Source organism: Algoriphagus sp. (genome assembly GCF_024305035.1).
Taxonomy (GTDB): Bacteria; Bacteroidota; Bacteroidia; order Cytophagales; family Cyclobacteriaceae; genus Algoriphagus.
Genome location: NZ_JAMWZB010000039.1, coordinates 1 through 16,491, shown reverse-complemented (window position 1 = coordinate 16,491; position 16,491 = coordinate 1). Strand labels below are relative to the sequence as shown.

Below are 16,491 nucleotides of genomic sequence, written 5' to 3'. Positions count from 1 at the left end.
AAGGTTTTGAAACTACTAGGGCTTAGGATTGGGGAGACAATCGGATCGGTTTCATACCTAGCGAAAAACCCGCCTTTTACTGGCAAAGCCTTATCGCTTCGCCTACGAAATCAATAACTATACCAAAGGCAATAAATACGGGGCAAAATCCACTTATAAATCGATTATTACTTGATTTTTAATTAAGTCTTCAAAATTCTCCCGCTTTCGGATCAAATGAACTTTCCCCTCAAAAACCAATACCTCGGCAGGTCTCAACCTTGAATTGTAATTTGAGGCCATACTAAATCCATAGGCTCCTGCATTTTTGATAACCAACAGGTCCCCTTGATTTACTTCTCCCAACGAACGATTGGCTGCAATCGTATCGGTTTCGCAGATATATCCCACCACAGAATACGTGCTTTCTTTCCCTTCTGGATTACTGAGATTGTACACATCATGATAGGCATCATAAAGCATAGGGCGGAGCAGGTGATTCAGCCCAGAGTCCACTCCCACAAAGGTTACCGTTGGTGCTTCCTTGACCACATTGGCCTGTACAATCAGGTAGCCACTTTCACTTACGATAAATTTCCCGGGCTCCAGCCAAAGCTCCAATTGCCTACCATAGGTGCTGCAAAACTCCTCAAATGCTTTGGAAACTTTCTCGCCGACCTCGTTGATATCGGTTTGAGGGTCTCCGGCTTTATAGGCTACTTTAAACCCGCCTCCACAGTCAATAAACTGAAGGTCTGGAAAGTTTTTAGCCGCGTCAAAAAGTACATTTGCCCCTTTTAAAAATACCTCAGCATCCAAAATATCAGAGCCGGTATGTACATGAAGGCCTACAATCCGGACTTTAGATTCATGAACCGCATCCAAAATTTCCGGCAATAATTCGATGGAAACCCCAAATTTACTGGCCTTGTGACCCACAGAAATTTTAATATTTCCACCGGCCATAATATGCGGATTGATCCGGATACAAGCCGGCACGGTATCGCCATATTCTTTTCCAAACTGTCGAATCAGGGGAATACTATCCAGATTGACCATGACTCCCAGATTAACCGCTTCCTTGATTTCATCAAACCCAACTCCGCTGGGCGTGTACATGATTTCACCTGGTGAAAACCCAGCCATCATTCCCAAGCGCACCTCTTCGATGGATACCGCATCTACTCCTGCACCTGCTTTTTTGATCAGTTTGAGAATACTGATGTTCGAAAGTGCTTTGGTGGCATACTTGATTTTTAAGGGAATTCCCTTAAAAGCATTTTGGAGCGAGTTCACCTGATTTATGATCTTTTGCCCATCGTAGACATAGAGTGGGGTACCGAATTCTTGGGCTATTTTTTCTAAAGGAAGGCCTTGGATGGCAGTAGGTCTTGATTGGTCTGACATGGTCTCAATTTTGCTTACAAAGATAGGAAAATAGCCCCGAAAGGAATCAAATGGAGTACTTTTCTGGCTTTTTCCCCTTTCAAAAAATCGAAAAAACGGGCTATGGTATCCCTATTCACATCAAGGCCCTTGCCCTCAGCCCGTTAAATATTGTTAACCCCCCATGCCTAGCCCCCAAAGGCTGTAAATTTGTATCATGTCCAAAAATAAAATCACCTTAATCGTCGTCCTGATGTCCATCGCCAGCCTAGGCTTGATGGGTTTTCAGTACTATTGGGTGAAGAATGCCATCCGAATCAATCAGGAGCGATTTGATCAGGATGTCTATCAGGCTCTAGCCAGCACGGTGGACCAGTTGGAAAAAGGAGAAACCAGCGATGTTATTCTAAGCCAATTGATGCGAGACCCTGCATTGCAAGAATCCGTTTTTGAAAAAATCGATCCGATAGATTTTGAAGTGCGCCAGCGTCCCAAATACCGCTCAGGACCATCAATCGTGGATACTCTGAAAATGGTGCAAGTTCCCGAGGTAAGCAATACGTTTCGAAGAATACTTGAATCCCGAGGAATAGACCTATCCATTTTGGGCGAACTGGAAACGTTCTTTGCCCGCATGACTCCGGAGGTAGCGTCCACTATTTTTACCCCAGATGAAATGGCCGTGCTTTTGGAAGAAAAGGAGCGACAGCTGCAATTTCTTAGCCAGGTTGAAAGCCTGCAGTTCAATAGTTCGCCTTCTTTGATTCCAGAATCCGAGTTTGAAAATGAAATCAAAATCTCCGATGATGCGTTGGAAAAAATCCGTCGGGCAAACATGAAAATTGATCTTATCAACAAATCTTGGGAGGAAATAGCTGCTGGTCAAATGGCCATTTTAGATCGTTTAGATACAGCTCAGGTACGAAAATTAGTAAAAAATCACCTGCTTGAGCGGGGGATTTTAGAGGATTTTGAATTAGGAATTCTCAAGGATGATGGGCTTTTGATGGCCGTTGGACAGGTAAGTGAGCCCTTTCGACTGGTTCAATATGGCATACAGGCCAAACTTTTTCCCAATGATGTATTTGGAAAGGAGAACTACCTTTATATTTTCTTTCCCGAAAAAGCCAACCATGTCATCCGGCAAGTTTGGCTTCCCATTTCTTCTTCCTTGATTTTTATCGGAGTGATTATTTGGTGTTTCGTCTATGCGATTCGGGTGATTTTAAGACAAAAAGCCCTATCAGACACCAAAAACGATTTCATCAATAATATGACGCACGAGTTCAAGACTCCATTGGCAACCGTGAGCTTGGCCGTGGAAGCGCTTCAGGACCCGGAGCTTTCATCTCAAGAACGATTCCGGGATCGCTATTTGGGCATCATTAAGGATGAAAACAAGCGACTCGTCTCACAAGTGGAAAACGTATTGCAAGCTGCTGCGTTAGATAAGAAGGATTTCAAGCTGAAACTAGAAAAAATCAACCTATCCGACCTTTTGGAAGACACGCTCAGTCATATCAGTTTGCAAATCGAAAAACGAAAGGGACAAATAGTCTTTGAAAATGACTTGAAGAAAGCAATTATTGAAGGAGATCGTTTTCACCTGACTCATATTATCAATAACCTCTTGGATAATGCCAATAAATATTCGCCTGAAAATCCAGAAATTGAAATTAAGGCCTGGGAAGAAAATGATCAGGTTTTTGTCAGTATCCAGGATCAAGGAATCGGAATGAGCCGAGAAGCTCAGCGAAAAATATTCGATAAATTTTACCGAGTCCCCACAGGAAATATCCATGATGTGAAAGGCTTTGGCTTGGGACTTTCTTATGTCAAAACAATGCTAGAGGCACATAAAGGAAGTATTTCAGTCCAAAGTGAACTCGGTAAAGGAAGTAAATTCACCATTCAATTACCCAAAACACAATGAGCAAAGCCAAACTATTAGTAGTAGAAGATGACCCAAACTTGGGTGATATCCTCAAAGAATACCTCGAAATGAAAGGATATGAGCCTACGCTCTGTCGGGATGGAGAAGAAGGTTGGAATAAATTCAAAAAAGACAAATACGACCTTTGTCTTTTAGATATCATGATGCCAAAAAAGGACGGTTTTACGCTGGCTAAAGAAATCAAAAAAGTACAAGATGACTTACCGATTCTCTTTTTAACAGCCAAAAACCAAAAGGACGACATCATTGAGGGATTGAAAATCGGTGCCGACGACTACCTCACCAAGCCGTTCAGTATGGAAGAGTTACTGCTACGGGTAAATGCGATCCTGCGAAGAACCCAAAAAACAGGCGAAATCAATCAATTGAAGGTTTATGAATTTGGTGGATTTAAACTCCATTACGATGAGCAGATTCTTGAAGGCCCCAAAGGAAAAAACAAACTGACCTCCAAGGAAAACGAACTCCTTCGTATCCTGGCTGCCGAGATGAATAAGTTGGTCAACCGAAGCCATGCACTCAAGCAAATTTGGGGAGATGATAGTTACTTCAATGCCAGAAGCATGGATGTTTACCTGAGCAAAATCAGAAAACTACTCAAAGACGACCCCTCGGTACAAATCATCACCGTCCACGGAGAAGGGTTTAAACTGATCGTAAGCGATAATTAAAAAAATAAGGCAGCAATTTTAGCTGCCTTTCGTTATTCTTCAACCAGCTCAGCTCCTATTCCAGGACGATCAGGAAAGGTCACTTTTTCCGGAGTAATCTCTACACCCCTCGCTGGATCTTTGGCCAAAAGCATCGCCCCATCCATATCCACGTAATCCAACAGTGGTGCAATGTGAGCAATAGCTGAAATCCCAACTGATGATTCAGTCATGCAGCCTACCATAGTTTTCATACCCAGTGACGTTGCCTCTTCAATCATACGAAGTCCAGGAGTGATTCCTCCCGCTTTGACCAGTTTGACATTGATTGCATGAAAAAAGCCTTGACATTTTTTGACATCGCTTTCCACAATGCAGCTTTCATCGGCCATCACCGGGAGTTTGGAATGCTGATAAACTTCCTTCATTCCCTCCCAGTCCTCTTTAGCCAGTGGCTGCTCCATAAATTCCACTCCAAGCTGGGCCAAAACTGCTGAATTATGAATGGCCTGCTCTGCGGTCCAAGCGCAATTCGCATCGATTCTAAAAATTGCCTGTGAATGCTTTCGAAGTTCACGGACAATCTCCAAATCATTCGCCGTCCCCAACTTGATTTTATAGATAGGCCAGTCTACTTCTTTCATTTTGGACACCATCTTATCCAAACTGTCTATTCCTATGGTGAAATTGGTCAAGGGAATGTTTTTGGGATTTAAACCCAAGAATTCATACAGTTTCTTCCCCTGCTTCTTAGTGAAAATATCCCATGCCGCCATATCAAGGGCACATTGGGCAAAAGGGTTTTGGGCAAAAATCTCCCGGGTCATTTCCCAAAGCTCCTCCGGATGATTCCAGTCATTACGCTCGATCAAAACTCTCGCTGACTCCAGCCGCTCGGTCATATTCTCGATGGTCATTCCATAAAACGGATTGGTGGTGGATTCGCCCAAGCCGTAAAAACCTGCATCTTCCAACTTGACAATCAAGGTATCTTGAACATCCCTACTTTGATGAGCGATGGTAAATCTGTGTTTTAGTGGTAGATCTACCACTTGGTAAGAAAGTTTCATGGTCAAAATTTTGATAAATGCGCTGTGAGAGCCTGAATTTTAGCCTAAAGATGTGTAGCTTTACTTACATCACTTTGCCAAAAATCAGAATATGAAATTAATCAACAGAAATCAATTTAGCCTGTTTTTGCTGTTTTTGTTTTTAGTAATTGGATGTAAAACCGCAAATGAACCCGAAAGTACTTCTCTTCAGGTAAGTATGCTGGAAAATGCACATCAGCAATTTTTAGAGCCTTCGATTACACACAGGAGATTCAAGCATGCTGATTTACAGCCTTTGATCAAAAAACACAAGGAACAGTTTGAGCTCAAGGAACTGGGCCAATCCATCGAAGGCCGAAGCATCACCGCCATGGACTGGGGAAAAGGGGAAACCAAAGTCATGCTTTGGTCTCAGATGCACGGCAATGAAAGTACAGCGACCATGGCGCTATTTGATCTTTTTAACTTTTTGGAAGGAAGTGGGGATGAGTACGAGGAGTTAAGAAATACCTTGAAAAATCAGCTTCGAATAAAATTTATCCCGATGATTAATCCTGATGGGGCAGAGGCATTCAAGCGCCGAAATGCACTGGACATCGACCTGAATCGGGATGCGATTTCTCAGATTTCCCCAGAGGCAGTTATCCTAAAAACCGCCAGAGATGAATTTGAGCCTGACTTTGGATTTAACCTCCATGACCAGCAGATTTATTACAACGTGGTCAACACACCCAAACAAGCCACCATATCCGTTCTGGCGCCAGGCTATAATTATGAGCGAGAGATCAACCAGGTGCGTGAGCGAGCCATGCAAACGATCGTGGGAATGAACGAAGTTCTCCAGCAGGTCATTCCTGGGCAAGTCGGAAAATATGACGATGGATTTGAACCGAGGGCGTTTGGGGACAACATTCAAAAATGGGGGACCAGCACCATTTTAATTGAGTCTGGAGGCTATGTCGGTGACCCGGAAAAGCAGTTTATCAGAAAGCTCAATTTTATGATTATTCTCGATGCCTTGCATCAAATTGCTACCAAGGGCTACGAAAAATATACTACCGATCAATATTTTGAAATCCCTGACAATGGCTTTCAACTCATGGATTTGATCCTAAAAGAAGTACTAGTTGAAGTGGAAGGAAATCGCTATCCTATCGATATGGCTATCCGTAGACGGGAATCCAATGCAGAAGATTCCTATTTTGTTAATGGATCCATCGAGGATGTGGGAGACATGCAGGTTTATTTTGGGTTTGATGAATTCGATGCCACCGGTCATCAATGGGTTGCGGGAAAAGTTTATGAGCAGGAATTTGAAACGATCGCTGCCATGGACCAATCCAAGGCTCTGGAGCTACTCAGAAAGGGATATTTGGCAGTGAAGGTGAAAAATGCCGAAAAGAATGAACTGCATGATTTGCCGATTTTGGTGCTGAATACCCGGGAGGACTTTCCCTCAGGCTGGATGACTGGCAATGCTGCCAATTTCTTTTTAGAAAAAGAAGGGGAATTGACCCATGCCATCGTCAATGGCTACCTGATCGACCTAAAAAACCCAAAAGATCAGCAATTTAACCAACGGACCTACTGAAGAACAGGTCATTCTTTGAATTAAATTTGATATATTGGAACATGCATTACCACTGATATGAAGACAAACGCAATTATTTTTTCCCTAGCCATTGTCGCTTCGGCCATTATTTTTGGCTATGCGGTCATCAATCGAAATAATCCCCAAGGGACCATTAACGTCACGGGCCTCGGAGAACAAAATTTCACCTCCGACCTGATCGTATGGGAAGGAAATTTTACTAGAGAAAGCTCAAATATCCAGAGCGCCTACGCCAATCTGGAAAAAGACCGAGCATCAGTTACCGCATATTTGGTCTCCAAGGGAATCCCTGAAGAACAACTGGTATTTAATGCCGTCACCACCAACCCTCAATATCAGCAAAACTATTCGAATGACGGCCGATACATGGGCCAAACCTTTACAGGCTATCAGCTGAATCAATCGCTGGTCATTGAATCAGAAGAGGTCGAAAAAGTAGAGAAAATCAGCCGAGAAATCACCGAATTACTCAATCAGGGAATTGCCTTTTACTCCCAGCAGCCCCGGTATTACTATACTGAACTGGAATCGCTCAAGTTGGAAATGATCGCCAAAGCGACCGAAGATGCCCGAATCCGAGCCGAGCGTATCGCTCAGAACTCCAATGCAAATTTGGGGAATCTGATTTCAGCCAATATGGGCGTATTTCAGATCACGGGTCAAAACTCAGGTGAAGATTATTCCTGGGGAGGAGTATTCAATACCAGTGCAAAAAATAAAACTGCTTCAATTACCATGAAATTGATTTTCGAAGTAGACTAAAGCTGTTCAAACTAAGGATAGAGACAAAGGAATTAGTATCGCATAAGCTAAAAGCCCTATGGTCCATCCCAGCGCTTTTTTCGCCCCAGAGGATTGTCTCAGCCCCACTGTATTTTTGAAAATAATCCCAGATATCCCCGCCGCTATGGGGGTAAAGGTAAAATAGAAAAATAATGCCTTGATATTTTGAGCTGTAAACATCCCCTCTAAATTTAGGATGACCAATAAAATAAGGGCTGCAAAAACTGCATTTTTAGCAAAAATCATGCGATTGGAATCAAAGGTCAATCGCCTTACTGATATGGTATTCATAAATCGGAAAATAGTTGGTCTAGTACTCGTAGCAGATTCCTAACGGATTTACATTCCATTAGGTTCTAAAAAAAAGATCCCGAAGGATCTTTACTTTTATTAAAATTTACTAAAATTAGTTTAGCGTGTATTCAACTGAGATTTCCATGTTTAACGCTTTGGAGATCGGGCAGTTTTCTTCGGCATCTTTGACGAGTGCTGCAAATTTATCTTCACTGATCCCTTCCACTTTTGCCTTGAGGACAAGGTGCGATTTTTTAAGGGTCCCTTCCTCAAAGGTGATATTGCTGGTCACTTCTAGCTCCTCAGGGGCATGATCTTCCGCACTGAGGTTGAAGCTCAGTTTCATGGCAAAACATCCCGCATGTGCTGCAGCGATTAGTTCTTCTGGATTGGTTCCTTTCCCATCTTCAAATCGGGTTTTGAATGAATATTGGGCTTTGTCCAAAACAGTACTTTCCGTACTGACCTGTCCTTTGCCTTCTTTTCCACTTCCGTTCCAAACGGCGGTTGCTTTTCTAATCATAGTTTAAAGATTTTTAGTTAAAAATTGATTTCACTACTAGAAGGAATTTAAATCGGCTTTGGTTCTTTAAATCAGGATTTTTTCTTTGAAAAAACTCCAGCAATTCGCCTCATGATTTGCTTTTCCTTTTCCCAAAAAAACCGAAACTGCCCAAAGATAAACCCATAGATCAAAAGGAAAATCTGATAGAGTGGTAAAACTAGCAGCAGGTAAAGAACTGTATTGATAAATCCTCCTTTTTCCACTCCAAAGAAATCCAATACCGGATTTTTGATCAATAAAATCGTGAATCCCGTACAGGCAAAAACAATCAGGACCAGGATCACCTGAAATAAGCTTTCAAGTTTCCATTTAGCCTGAAGTCGTTTGAGGAATCCTGGTTTTTTTTCCGTCATGATTTTCTTTTGGTGTTGAAAGGTTTGGCTTCCGTTAATAATTTACCACACAAATACTCCATCATTTAATTTTTGGAGCGCTTCATTTTTGAATTTGGAATCAATCAGCAAAGAAACATTGTGTCGGCTACCCCCGTAGGAAACCATCCGAATCGGAATATCCACCAAACTGTCCATAACTGATTTAACGGCTCCTCGAGTTTCAGAAACCATATTTCCCACGATGCAGACAATGCTCTGGTTTTGGTCTACCTCAACCGAACCGAGAATTTCCAGTTCTTTTCGGATGGCTTCCAACTGACTTACATCGTCAATGGTCACCGAAACTGCCACTTCCGAAGTGGTAATCATATCGATCGGGGTTTTGTATTTTTCAAAAATCTCAAATACGCGTCTTAAAAACCCGTAAGCCAACAGCATTCGGCTGGATTTTATCTTTACCGCTGTAATTCCATCTTTTGCCGCAATAGCCTTCACTCCTTTGGTCTCTACATTGGCTTTGATCAGCGTACCCTGTGCTTGAGGATCCATGGTATTGAGCAATCGGACCGGAACATTGTAAAGTTGGGCTGGCCAAATGGATGCGGGATGAAGAATTTTGGCCCCAAAGTATGCTAACTCGGCCGCCTCATCAAAGGATAATTCAGCAATAGGACGAGTTCGGTCGACGACTCTCGGGTCATTATTATGCATCCCATCGATATCCGTCCAGATTTCACAGACTGAGGCATTGATGGCTGCAGCAATCAGGGAAGCGGTATAATCAGATCCTCCACGTTTGAGATTATCCACTTCATTTCGGTGGTTTTTGCAGATGTACCCTTGTGTCACAAAGAGTTTTTGAGCTGGATGCTGCGCCAAAATCGATTTGAGCTTCTCAGAAATTTTCCCCAACTCCGGTTCAGAGTTTTCATCAATGCTCATAAAATCAAGTGCAATCAGAAAGACAGCCGGAATCTCCAATTCCTCCAAAAGAGTGTGGAATAGCTTGGTAGAAAGCAATTCACCCTGAGCCAAGATATCCCGATTGATGGCTTCATTAAAGGAAATTTTCAGAATGATATTCAAAAACTCAAAATGCTCTTTAATGATTGACTCCGCTTTGGAGCGCGCTTTTTCTGTTTTTAATAGCTGAGGATAAAAATCCAAATAATGGGCATGAAGCGCATCAATCCGCTCTTTGGCTAGGATGCGGTCTGCATTTGACAAAGCCTCTCCAATACCGACCAATGCATTGGTGGTGCCGGAAAGGGCGGAAAGTACCACAATGGTAGGTTCTTCGTTAGCCGTTACCAAGTCTTTTACTTGATGCATGCGCTCAGGTTTACCCACAGAGGTGCCCCCGAATTTCATTACTTTCATAGTTTTATTGATAGGTTTGATAAGGATTCTTGAGCAGTCAAAATCTACTCTTCGGTGTTTTGATTCTTTTTTCTTCAGTAGGGTGTCTTAATTACGACCTCAAGATTAGAAGCCCAGCATTTTCACGGCGGTGATTGCCGCTTCGTCGCCTTTATTGCCATGTTTGCCTCCCGCTCGATCAAGGGCTTGCTGCTGATTATCGGGTGTCAAAACCCCAAAAATCACCGGTTTGTTATACTTCAATCCTACCTGAGTGATTCCTTGAGCTACTGCATCACAGATAAAATCAAAATGGCGGGTTTCTCCCTGAATCACACAACCCAGGCAAATTACCGCGTCAATCGTTTCATCTTGAGCACACCACTGGGCACCCAATGAAAGTTCAAAAGAGCCGGGAACATTTTTTCGACTAATGTTTTCCTTTTTGGCCCCATGCTGAATCAAAGTTTGAAAAGCGCCAGAATAAAGCGCCTCCGTGACATCCTCATTCCATTCGGACACGACAATTGCAAATTTTTTAGAACTGATATCGGTGATATTTTTGGAGCTGAATTCGCTCAGGCTTTTAGTTGAAGTAGCCATGATTGGATAATTTTGAAGTTTTTAAACGAAAAAAGAGTAAGATCCCATCGACCTTACTCTTCTAAAAGATGCTTACAGCAAAGCACTACTTAGCGGCAAGGCCTTCTAAGCGAGCTTTATGTTTTCGAGCGCCAGTGTATTCAAAGGACTCGTAGTATTTTTCTTCGATTTCAGTGTAGGTATTGATGGCCTCCTCAATTTGACCATTTTCCTCATAAGCTACCGCCAATTTGAAAAGGTACTTTGGAGTGAAGTACTCATTTGGCTTATGGTTAGCTGCTTTTTGATAGTTGGAAATTGCTTCATCCAAATTTCCTGAATCCAAGTATGCATCCCCTAAAAGGGCATAAGCTTTGGCTTGAACCAAATAATCGTCTGAGCTAAACTTTCCCAAATAAGAAATCGCATCACTGAAGTTTTTCTCAGAAAGATAAATGGACCCAATGTAGAAGTTAGCCAAATTGGCCGCATCAGTTCTTGGATACTCGTCCACGATTTGAAGAAAACCGGGGTTGATTCCATCTCCATTTAAGGCAAAGTCCACACTATCTTGCTCATAGAAGTAGACCGCTTGGAACATTTCTTCCTGTGCTTTCTCATTCTGATTCTGGGTATTAATCTGGAAAAATAAAATTCCTCCGATTAAAAGGATGGCTGCAATGAGCACCCCGCCCAAAATTTTACTATTCTTTTTCAAAAAAGCCTCACCTCGTCCAAGCGTTTCGGCTAGAGCTGCCGGATTTTCCAGCAATTCATTTTCTTCTTGTTGTGCTTTTTTGCTCAGTTTCTTTGCCATGTTACTCAATTTTCAGGCGCAAATATACGTTTTTTATGATTCCCACAAAGCCCAATAAAAAAGCCATGAATCCATCTCGTTTTCATGGCCTTTGTAATTCAGGTTTTGCTTTTTTATTCCATGACAAATGGATAGTCCTCCTGGATGTATACATCCTTGAAGGCATCCTGACCATCAGGCCATGGGGATTCTTCTGCAAATTTCACCGCATCGGCTACTTGCTTTTTCACTTTGGCGATGATTTTTTCAATTTCCTCCTCGCTCAGGATGTTATGGTCTTTGATCGTTTTCAATACCTGTTCGATCGGATCTTTCATTTTGTATTCCTCCACCTCTTCCTTGGTCCGGTATTTCTGAGGATCAGACATGGAGTGTCCTTTGTATCGATAAGTTCTGAATTCCAAAAGGGTAGGTCCATCCCCTTTTCTAGCACGCTCAGCCGCCTCAGCGACCGCTTCATGAATGGCTTCTACATTCATTCCGTCTACAGGAAATGCCGGCATATCATAGGATTCGCCGATTTGATACAACTCCGTGACATTGGAAGTTCGAGCTACAGAAGTTCCCATCGCATAGCCGTTGTTCTCGATTACGAAAATCACCGGAGTTTTGTAAAGCATGGCCAAATTGAATGCTTCGTGAACCGCACCCTGACGGACGGCTCCATCTCCCATGTGGCAAATGCAGAGGTTTTTAGTGCCTTTGTATTTTTCGGCAAAGCCAATTCCCAAGCCCATGGGCACCTGAGCACCCACGATGCCGTGACCACCCATGAAGTTGCGCTCCTTGTCAAAAATGTGCATGGAACCACCCTTTCCTTTGGTGGTGCCTGTAGCCTTGCCATAAAGTTCAGCCATTACTGCTCCCGGATCAGTTCCCAATCCCAATGGATGTGCATGATCCCGGTAGGCAGTGATCCATTTATCGTCTTTTTCCAAAGCAGTAATCGCACCGGCAGCACAGGCTTCTTGGCCAATGTACAAGTGACAAAAACCCCGTATTTTTTGTTGACCGTAAAGTTGACCGGCTTTTTCCTCGAAGCGTCTCATCAGGAGCATGCTTTCGTACCAAAAAGCGTAGGTTTCTTTCGAATAGTTTACTTTAGACTTGGTCGCTGTTGTCTTCTTTGCCATATCGTAATGATCAAAATATGCTAATTTAGGCCTCAAATATAACCAACCTCTCCTAAAAATCAGGCTGCCGCCCAAATAATTCCCGATTCAGATGTATCTAAAGTCCTTGGAACTCTTACAATTTAAAAACCACGAGAAAACCCGGATGGACTTTTCCCCCCAAATCAACTGTTTTACCGGACTCAATGGGAGTGGCAAAACCAATATTCTCGACGGAATCCACTACCTCTCCCTGACCAAAAGTGCCGTACAGTCCAGTGATTCGCTGAATGTGCAGCATGAGCACGGTTTTTTTGCCATCAAGGGACAATTCGAAATTGAAGCAAAACCACTGGAGGTTCGTTGCACCTTTGAATTAGGCAAAAAAAAGCAGATCTGGCAAAACGGAAAGGCGTTGGATAAGATTTCGGAGCATGTGGGCTTGATTCCGCTCGTGCTGATCGCCCCAGATGACACTGAACTGATCAAAGGAGGAAGCGAGGGACGCAGAAAGTTTTTCGATGGCTTGCTTTCTCAGTTGGACCGAAACTACCTCAATCAGCTGATCCGCTACCATCATTTTCTCAAGCAGCGAAATGCCCTGCTCAAGCAATTTGCAGAAACAGGCCGCCGTGACTTGACGCTCTTGGACAGTTATGATCAGGAGATGATTCAACTCAGCCGGCTCATCGCCCAAAGGCGTTTGGAGCTCATGACCGAGCTCGCCCCTATGCTCCAGGAACACTATGCAGAAATTTCCCAAGGGCAAGAAACTGTCACCGTAAACTATGAGACCGAAGCCCTGCGTGATGAGTTCGATTCTTATTTTCATTCGCTGCGCAAAAAAGATTTTATCACCAAAAACTCCAATGCCGGAATCCACAAGGACGACTTTCAATTTCTCATCGGGGAGCATCCGATCCGAAAAATAGGGAGCCAAGGCCAGCAAAAATCCTTTATTATCTCCCTGAAACTCGCCCAGTTTCAGATTTTTGAGCAGGATAAAGGAGAAAAACCGCTGCTCCTGCTGGATGATATTTTTGACAAGCTGGACGATATCCGTATCGCCCAGTTGATGCAATTGATTTCCAACCACACCTTTGGGCAGATCTTCCTGACCGATGCCCGTCCGGAGCGATCCCATTCTATTCTTACAAAATTGAATTCGGAAGTGTTTTTCTTTGGGGTGGAAAACGGAGTAGTAGCTACCCATTAATAATTCAAATTTTCTTATTTTGAGTTTTAACCTTTCAAATTTTATGAACTCCCTAATCCAACTTCGACACAGCCTGCATCAACACCCAGAAATAGCTTTGGAAGAAACCGAAACTGCAAAGCGGATTTTGGATTTTTTTAAACCACTACAAGCCGATCAAACCCTTGAAAAGCTCGGTGGAACAGGTTTAGCCTTTGTATTCCAAGGGAAAAAGCCCGGCAAACGATTGCTGTTTCGCTGTGAGCTTGATGCGCTTCCCATAGCCGATCTAAAGGAAAGTAAGCATCAAAGTCAAGTTCCAGGCAAGGGGCACCTATGTGGGCATGATGGCCACATGGCGATTATCTGTGGCTTGGGAGAAAAACTATCCCAGAAGCGGCCGGTAAGTGGAGAAGTGGTTCTTCTCTTTCAGCCTGCAGAGGAAACTGGAGAAGGAGCTCAGGCAATTTTAAACGACTCCCGCTTTGAGGAAATCAGACCCGATTACGCCTTTGCACTCCATAATTTACCCGGCTTTCCGCTTCATCAGGTGGTGCTGCGAAAAGGAACATTTGCCGCGGGAAGTACTGGAATGCGACTGCATTTCACCGGGAAAACCTCCCACTCTGCCCATCCCGATGCTGGAATCAATCCCGCTCAGGCCCTTGCTCAACTGATGCAGCAGCTACCCCAATTACCCAAGGAAATCCCCGGCTTTTCCTTGCTCACGCTTATCCATGCTGAACTGGGAACTTTGGCCTTTGGAACGAGTGCAGGCAAGGGCAGCTTAAGTATGACCCTGAGAGCCTTTGATCAGGAAGATTTGGATTTGCTAATTGAAAAGGCACAAGCCTTGGCTCAAAAAATAGTAAACCAGGAGCGTTTGAAATTGGAGGTAGAATTTGTCGAGAAATTTGCCGTTTCGCACAATGACCCGGAATTGTACAGTTTGGTAAAAACTGCTGCAGAGAAATTGGCGCTTTCTACCGTAGACAAACCCGAACCCTTTACCTGGTCAGAGGACTTTGGACTGTTTAGCCAGCATTGCCCTTCTTTTTTATTTGGTTTGGGAGCCGGAGAAAAACACCCTCAGCTCCACGAAGGAACCTATGATTTCCCGGATGAATTAATTGAGACGGGGGTGGGGATGTTTTTGGGTATTCTTGGTAAACTTTCATAAAAAAGGCCAGAACATTCCCGAGTGGGATATTCTGACCTTTGATTCATTAAACTCCTATTTTAAAGATTCCCTTTTAAGCGATACCCGAAGTTAATTTCGAAATTAAGTGGAAAAACATTCCCAGTTCCTGTCAAATCAAAATAGTAGGTCGGGCCCAAACTTCCCAGTAGGGTCCATCGCTCATAATTTCTCTTGAATCCCCAGGTCGGACCTATGGCCATGCTGTAATTTTCGTCTGTTCTTACATTTCCGGCAATTCGAGGACCATAGAACAAGTAGCGTAATGCCAGAAATTTTTTACTTTTCCGCTTCCCGCTTTCCACTCGGTCAAGATTGTAATACCTCCTACCTTGGATATCCACAAATGGTGCAATCTGGCCCTGAAAACCTGGTTCACCATAGATGGTATTTAAATCTGGATAAGAGTAATTATATCCTATTCCGATATTGTATTCTATTGTTGTTATTTTTCCGATAGGGTTTTCCCAGGCAATCCCAGGATTTATGATATTTAGGCGGAGTTCTTTTTCGGTTTGGGCATTAGATAACCCAAAAATTCCCAGCAAAAGGAGGATCAAAAAGACAAGTTTTTTGTTCACAATCGTACGTATTTGATATTTCAACATTTAACCAAAAGACCGAGGTCTCTAAAATTTCCTCATTGGCTCGCAGCGCTTAAGAAATCGGCTTAAGATTTTTTTCTTCTTCTAAGCACTAAATAAATAATTAAACCAATAAACAAAACCCCAAAAATTTGCCAGGCTAGAATCCCTGAATTCGGCATCTCTATATCGTAACTTAAGAATTTGAGCAACTTCATAAATTAAAAATTTAAGGGATAATTTCAGTATAGGAAACTTGACCAGTACATCCATCAACTCTTATCCGAACATTTCTTATTTCACTTGTCCAAATATCTCCTACTCCTTCAACAAATAGAACATATCGAATTGAGTAGGTGTAAATTCCTGAATATTGATAATTGTTTGAACTTGACGCATATTGTTCATTATTAAAGGTGTTTTTTCCTAAGGCAGTCATAAAAGTTAATCCACCAAGTGAAGCATCAAAGTTTGAAATCAGTCCATCTCCATTTCCTGTTTGAAATGAAATATCAATGTAGGTCTGTGAACTAATGCCAATTCTTCCATAAACATTCCTCCAATTCTCCAAACACCTAATCTTAAATTCTTGGGTTTTTAACCTGTCTTCTATAAAAAAAGAGGCTTCTGAAGACTTGATGATGGGAATAGATTCTAAATTATTCCTATCCAATACATTTCTTAAAACTGTTTCATCCAATTTTTTTTCTTTAAGAACTTGGATAACCGACTCAAATTCTGCGAGACTAACTATTTTTATCCCACTGCTTTCATTGGTTCTGATATCCTCCAATTGGAAATCATACTTTTTTAAAATTTCATTAACTGAACTTTCTGTTATTGATATTTCTTTTATATCATCTTCAAATGGAACACAAGAGGTCAATTTGTAAAAGATCAAAAAAACTGTACAAATTAGAAGAAAATGTTTGCTGTTTGCTGTTTGCTGTTTTCATAAAGTTTAAATTTTTAACTCCTTTGTTACCAGAAAGCAACAATGCATAACTTTAAGAAAATAGAGGTACACCAAAAAA

The 16,491-nt window shown here is 42.5% G+C and carries 17 protein-coding genes; 6 read left to right on the top strand and 11 right to left on the bottom strand.

The window, feature by feature from the left end; all coding sequences use genetic code 11:
• Positions 1 to 153: 153 nt before the first annotated feature.
• Positions 154 to 1,386 (bottom strand): diaminopimelate decarboxylase, encoded by a 1,233-nt coding sequence (gene lysA, locus Q0L00_RS17770; protein ID WP_297338241.1) that lies wholly within the window; start codon positions 1,384 to 1,386, stop codon positions 154 to 156.
• A gap of 196 nt (positions 1,387 to 1,582) precedes the next feature.
• Here lysA and Q0L00_RS17765 point away from each other — a divergent pair, with 196 nt between their 5' ends.
• Together Q0L00_RS17765 and Q0L00_RS17760 are read left to right on the top strand one after the other, a co-directional pair.
• On the top strand, positions 1,583 to 3,298 hold the full coding sequence (locus tag Q0L00_RS17765) for a HAMP domain-containing sensor histidine kinase (RefSeq protein WP_297338240.1): 1,716 nt from the start codon (positions 1,583 to 1,585) through the stop codon (positions 3,296 to 3,298).
• Positions 3,295 to 3,990 (top strand): response regulator transcription factor, encoded by a 696-nt coding sequence (locus Q0L00_RS17760; protein ID WP_297338239.1) that lies wholly within the window; start codon positions 3,295 to 3,297, stop codon positions 3,988 to 3,990. The genes Q0L00_RS17765 and Q0L00_RS17760 overlap by 4 nt, the downstream gene beginning before the upstream one ends.
• 32 nt (positions 3,991 to 4,022) lie before the next feature.
• Here Q0L00_RS17760 and Q0L00_RS17755 read toward each other — a convergent pair whose 3' ends face one another.
• Entirely contained in the window at positions 4,023 to 5,039 is a 1,017-nt protein-coding gene (locus Q0L00_RS17755; RefSeq protein WP_297338238.1) for a dipeptide epimerase, read from the bottom strand.
• 91 nt (positions 5,040 to 5,130) lie between these two features.
• On the opposite strand from Q0L00_RS17755, the gene Q0L00_RS17750 reads away from it, so the two are divergent.
• Both Q0L00_RS17750 and Q0L00_RS17745 read left to right on the top strand, forming a co-directional pair.
• Positions 5,131 to 6,612, top strand: a complete 1,482-nt coding sequence (locus tag Q0L00_RS17750; protein ID WP_297338237.1) for a M14 family zinc carboxypeptidase — start codon at positions 5,131 to 5,133, stop codon at positions 6,610 to 6,612.
• A 57-nt stretch (positions 6,613 to 6,669) separates the two neighbouring features.
• Positions 6,670 to 7,395, top strand: a complete 726-nt coding sequence (locus Q0L00_RS17745) for an SIMPL domain-containing protein (protein ID WP_297338236.1) — start codon at positions 6,670 to 6,672, stop codon at positions 7,393 to 7,395.
• 6 nt (positions 7,396 to 7,401) lie between these two features.
• Here Q0L00_RS17745 and Q0L00_RS17740 read toward each other — a convergent pair whose 3' ends face one another.
• From Q0L00_RS17740 to pdhA, 7 genes are all read right to left on the bottom strand, one after another.
• Positions 7,402 to 7,707, bottom strand: coding sequence for a hypothetical protein (locus tag Q0L00_RS17740; RefSeq protein WP_297338235.1), 306 nt, complete (start codon positions 7,705 to 7,707; stop codon positions 7,402 to 7,404).
• Positions 7,708 to 7,822: 115 nt separating this feature from the next.
• On the bottom strand, positions 7,823 to 8,233 hold the full coding sequence (locus Q0L00_RS17735) for an OsmC family protein (protein WP_297338234.1): 411 nt from the start codon (positions 8,231 to 8,233) through the stop codon (positions 7,823 to 7,825).
• A gap of 71 nt (positions 8,234 to 8,304) precedes the next feature.
• Positions 8,305 to 8,628 carry a DUF6787 family protein gene (locus Q0L00_RS17730; protein WP_297338233.1) on the bottom strand — a complete coding sequence of 108 codons (324 nt, stop codon included), beginning with the start codon at positions 8,626 to 8,628 and terminating at the stop codon, positions 8,305 to 8,307.
• Positions 8,629 to 8,670: 42 nt separating this feature from the next.
• Positions 8,671 to 9,990, bottom strand: a complete 1,320-nt coding sequence (locus Q0L00_RS17725; RefSeq protein WP_297338232.1) for an aspartate kinase — start codon at positions 9,988 to 9,990, stop codon at positions 8,671 to 8,673.
• Positions 9,991 to 10,095: 105 nt separating this feature from the next.
• Positions 10,096 to 10,572 (bottom strand): 6,7-dimethyl-8-ribityllumazine synthase, encoded by a 477-nt coding sequence (gene ribH / locus Q0L00_RS17720; RefSeq protein WP_297338231.1) that lies wholly within the window; start codon positions 10,570 to 10,572, stop codon positions 10,096 to 10,098.
• Between the two features lie 85 nt (positions 10,573 to 10,657).
• Positions 10,658 to 11,368 (bottom strand): tetratricopeptide repeat protein, encoded by a 711-nt coding sequence (locus tag Q0L00_RS17715; RefSeq protein WP_297338230.1) that lies wholly within the window; start codon positions 11,366 to 11,368, stop codon positions 10,658 to 10,660.
• A gap of 113 nt (positions 11,369 to 11,481) precedes the next feature.
• Positions 11,482 to 12,501: a pyruvate dehydrogenase (acetyl-transferring) E1 component subunit alpha gene (pdhA, locus tag Q0L00_RS17710; protein WP_297338229.1), complete on the bottom strand. Its 1,020-nt coding sequence runs from the start codon at positions 12,499 to 12,501 to the stop codon at positions 11,482 to 11,484.
• Positions 12,502 to 12,592: 91 nt separating this feature from the next.
• On the opposite strand from pdhA, the gene Q0L00_RS17705 reads away from it, so the two are divergent.
• Both Q0L00_RS17705 and Q0L00_RS17700 read left to right on the top strand, forming a co-directional pair.
• Positions 12,593 to 13,696, top strand: coding sequence for a DNA replication/repair protein RecF (locus tag Q0L00_RS17705; RefSeq protein WP_297338228.1), 1,104 nt, complete (start codon positions 12,593 to 12,595; stop codon positions 13,694 to 13,696).
• 43 nt (positions 13,697 to 13,739) lie between these two features.
• Entirely contained in the window at positions 13,740 to 14,855 is a 1,116-nt protein-coding gene (locus tag Q0L00_RS17700) for an amidohydrolase (RefSeq protein ID WP_297338227.1), read from the top strand.
• A gap of 59 nt (positions 14,856 to 14,914) precedes the next feature.
• On the opposite strand, the gene Q0L00_RS17695 is transcribed toward Q0L00_RS17700, so the two are convergent.
• Positions 14,915 to 15,454 (bottom strand): hypothetical protein, encoded by a 540-nt coding sequence (locus Q0L00_RS17695; protein WP_297338226.1) that lies wholly within the window; start codon positions 15,452 to 15,454, stop codon positions 14,915 to 14,917.
• A 232-nt stretch (positions 15,455 to 15,686) separates the two neighbouring features.
• Positions 15,687 to 16,358, bottom strand: a complete 672-nt coding sequence (locus Q0L00_RS17690; protein WP_297338225.1) for a hypothetical protein — start codon at positions 16,356 to 16,358, stop codon at positions 15,687 to 15,689.
• Positions 16,359 to 16,491 lie beyond the last annotated feature (133 nt).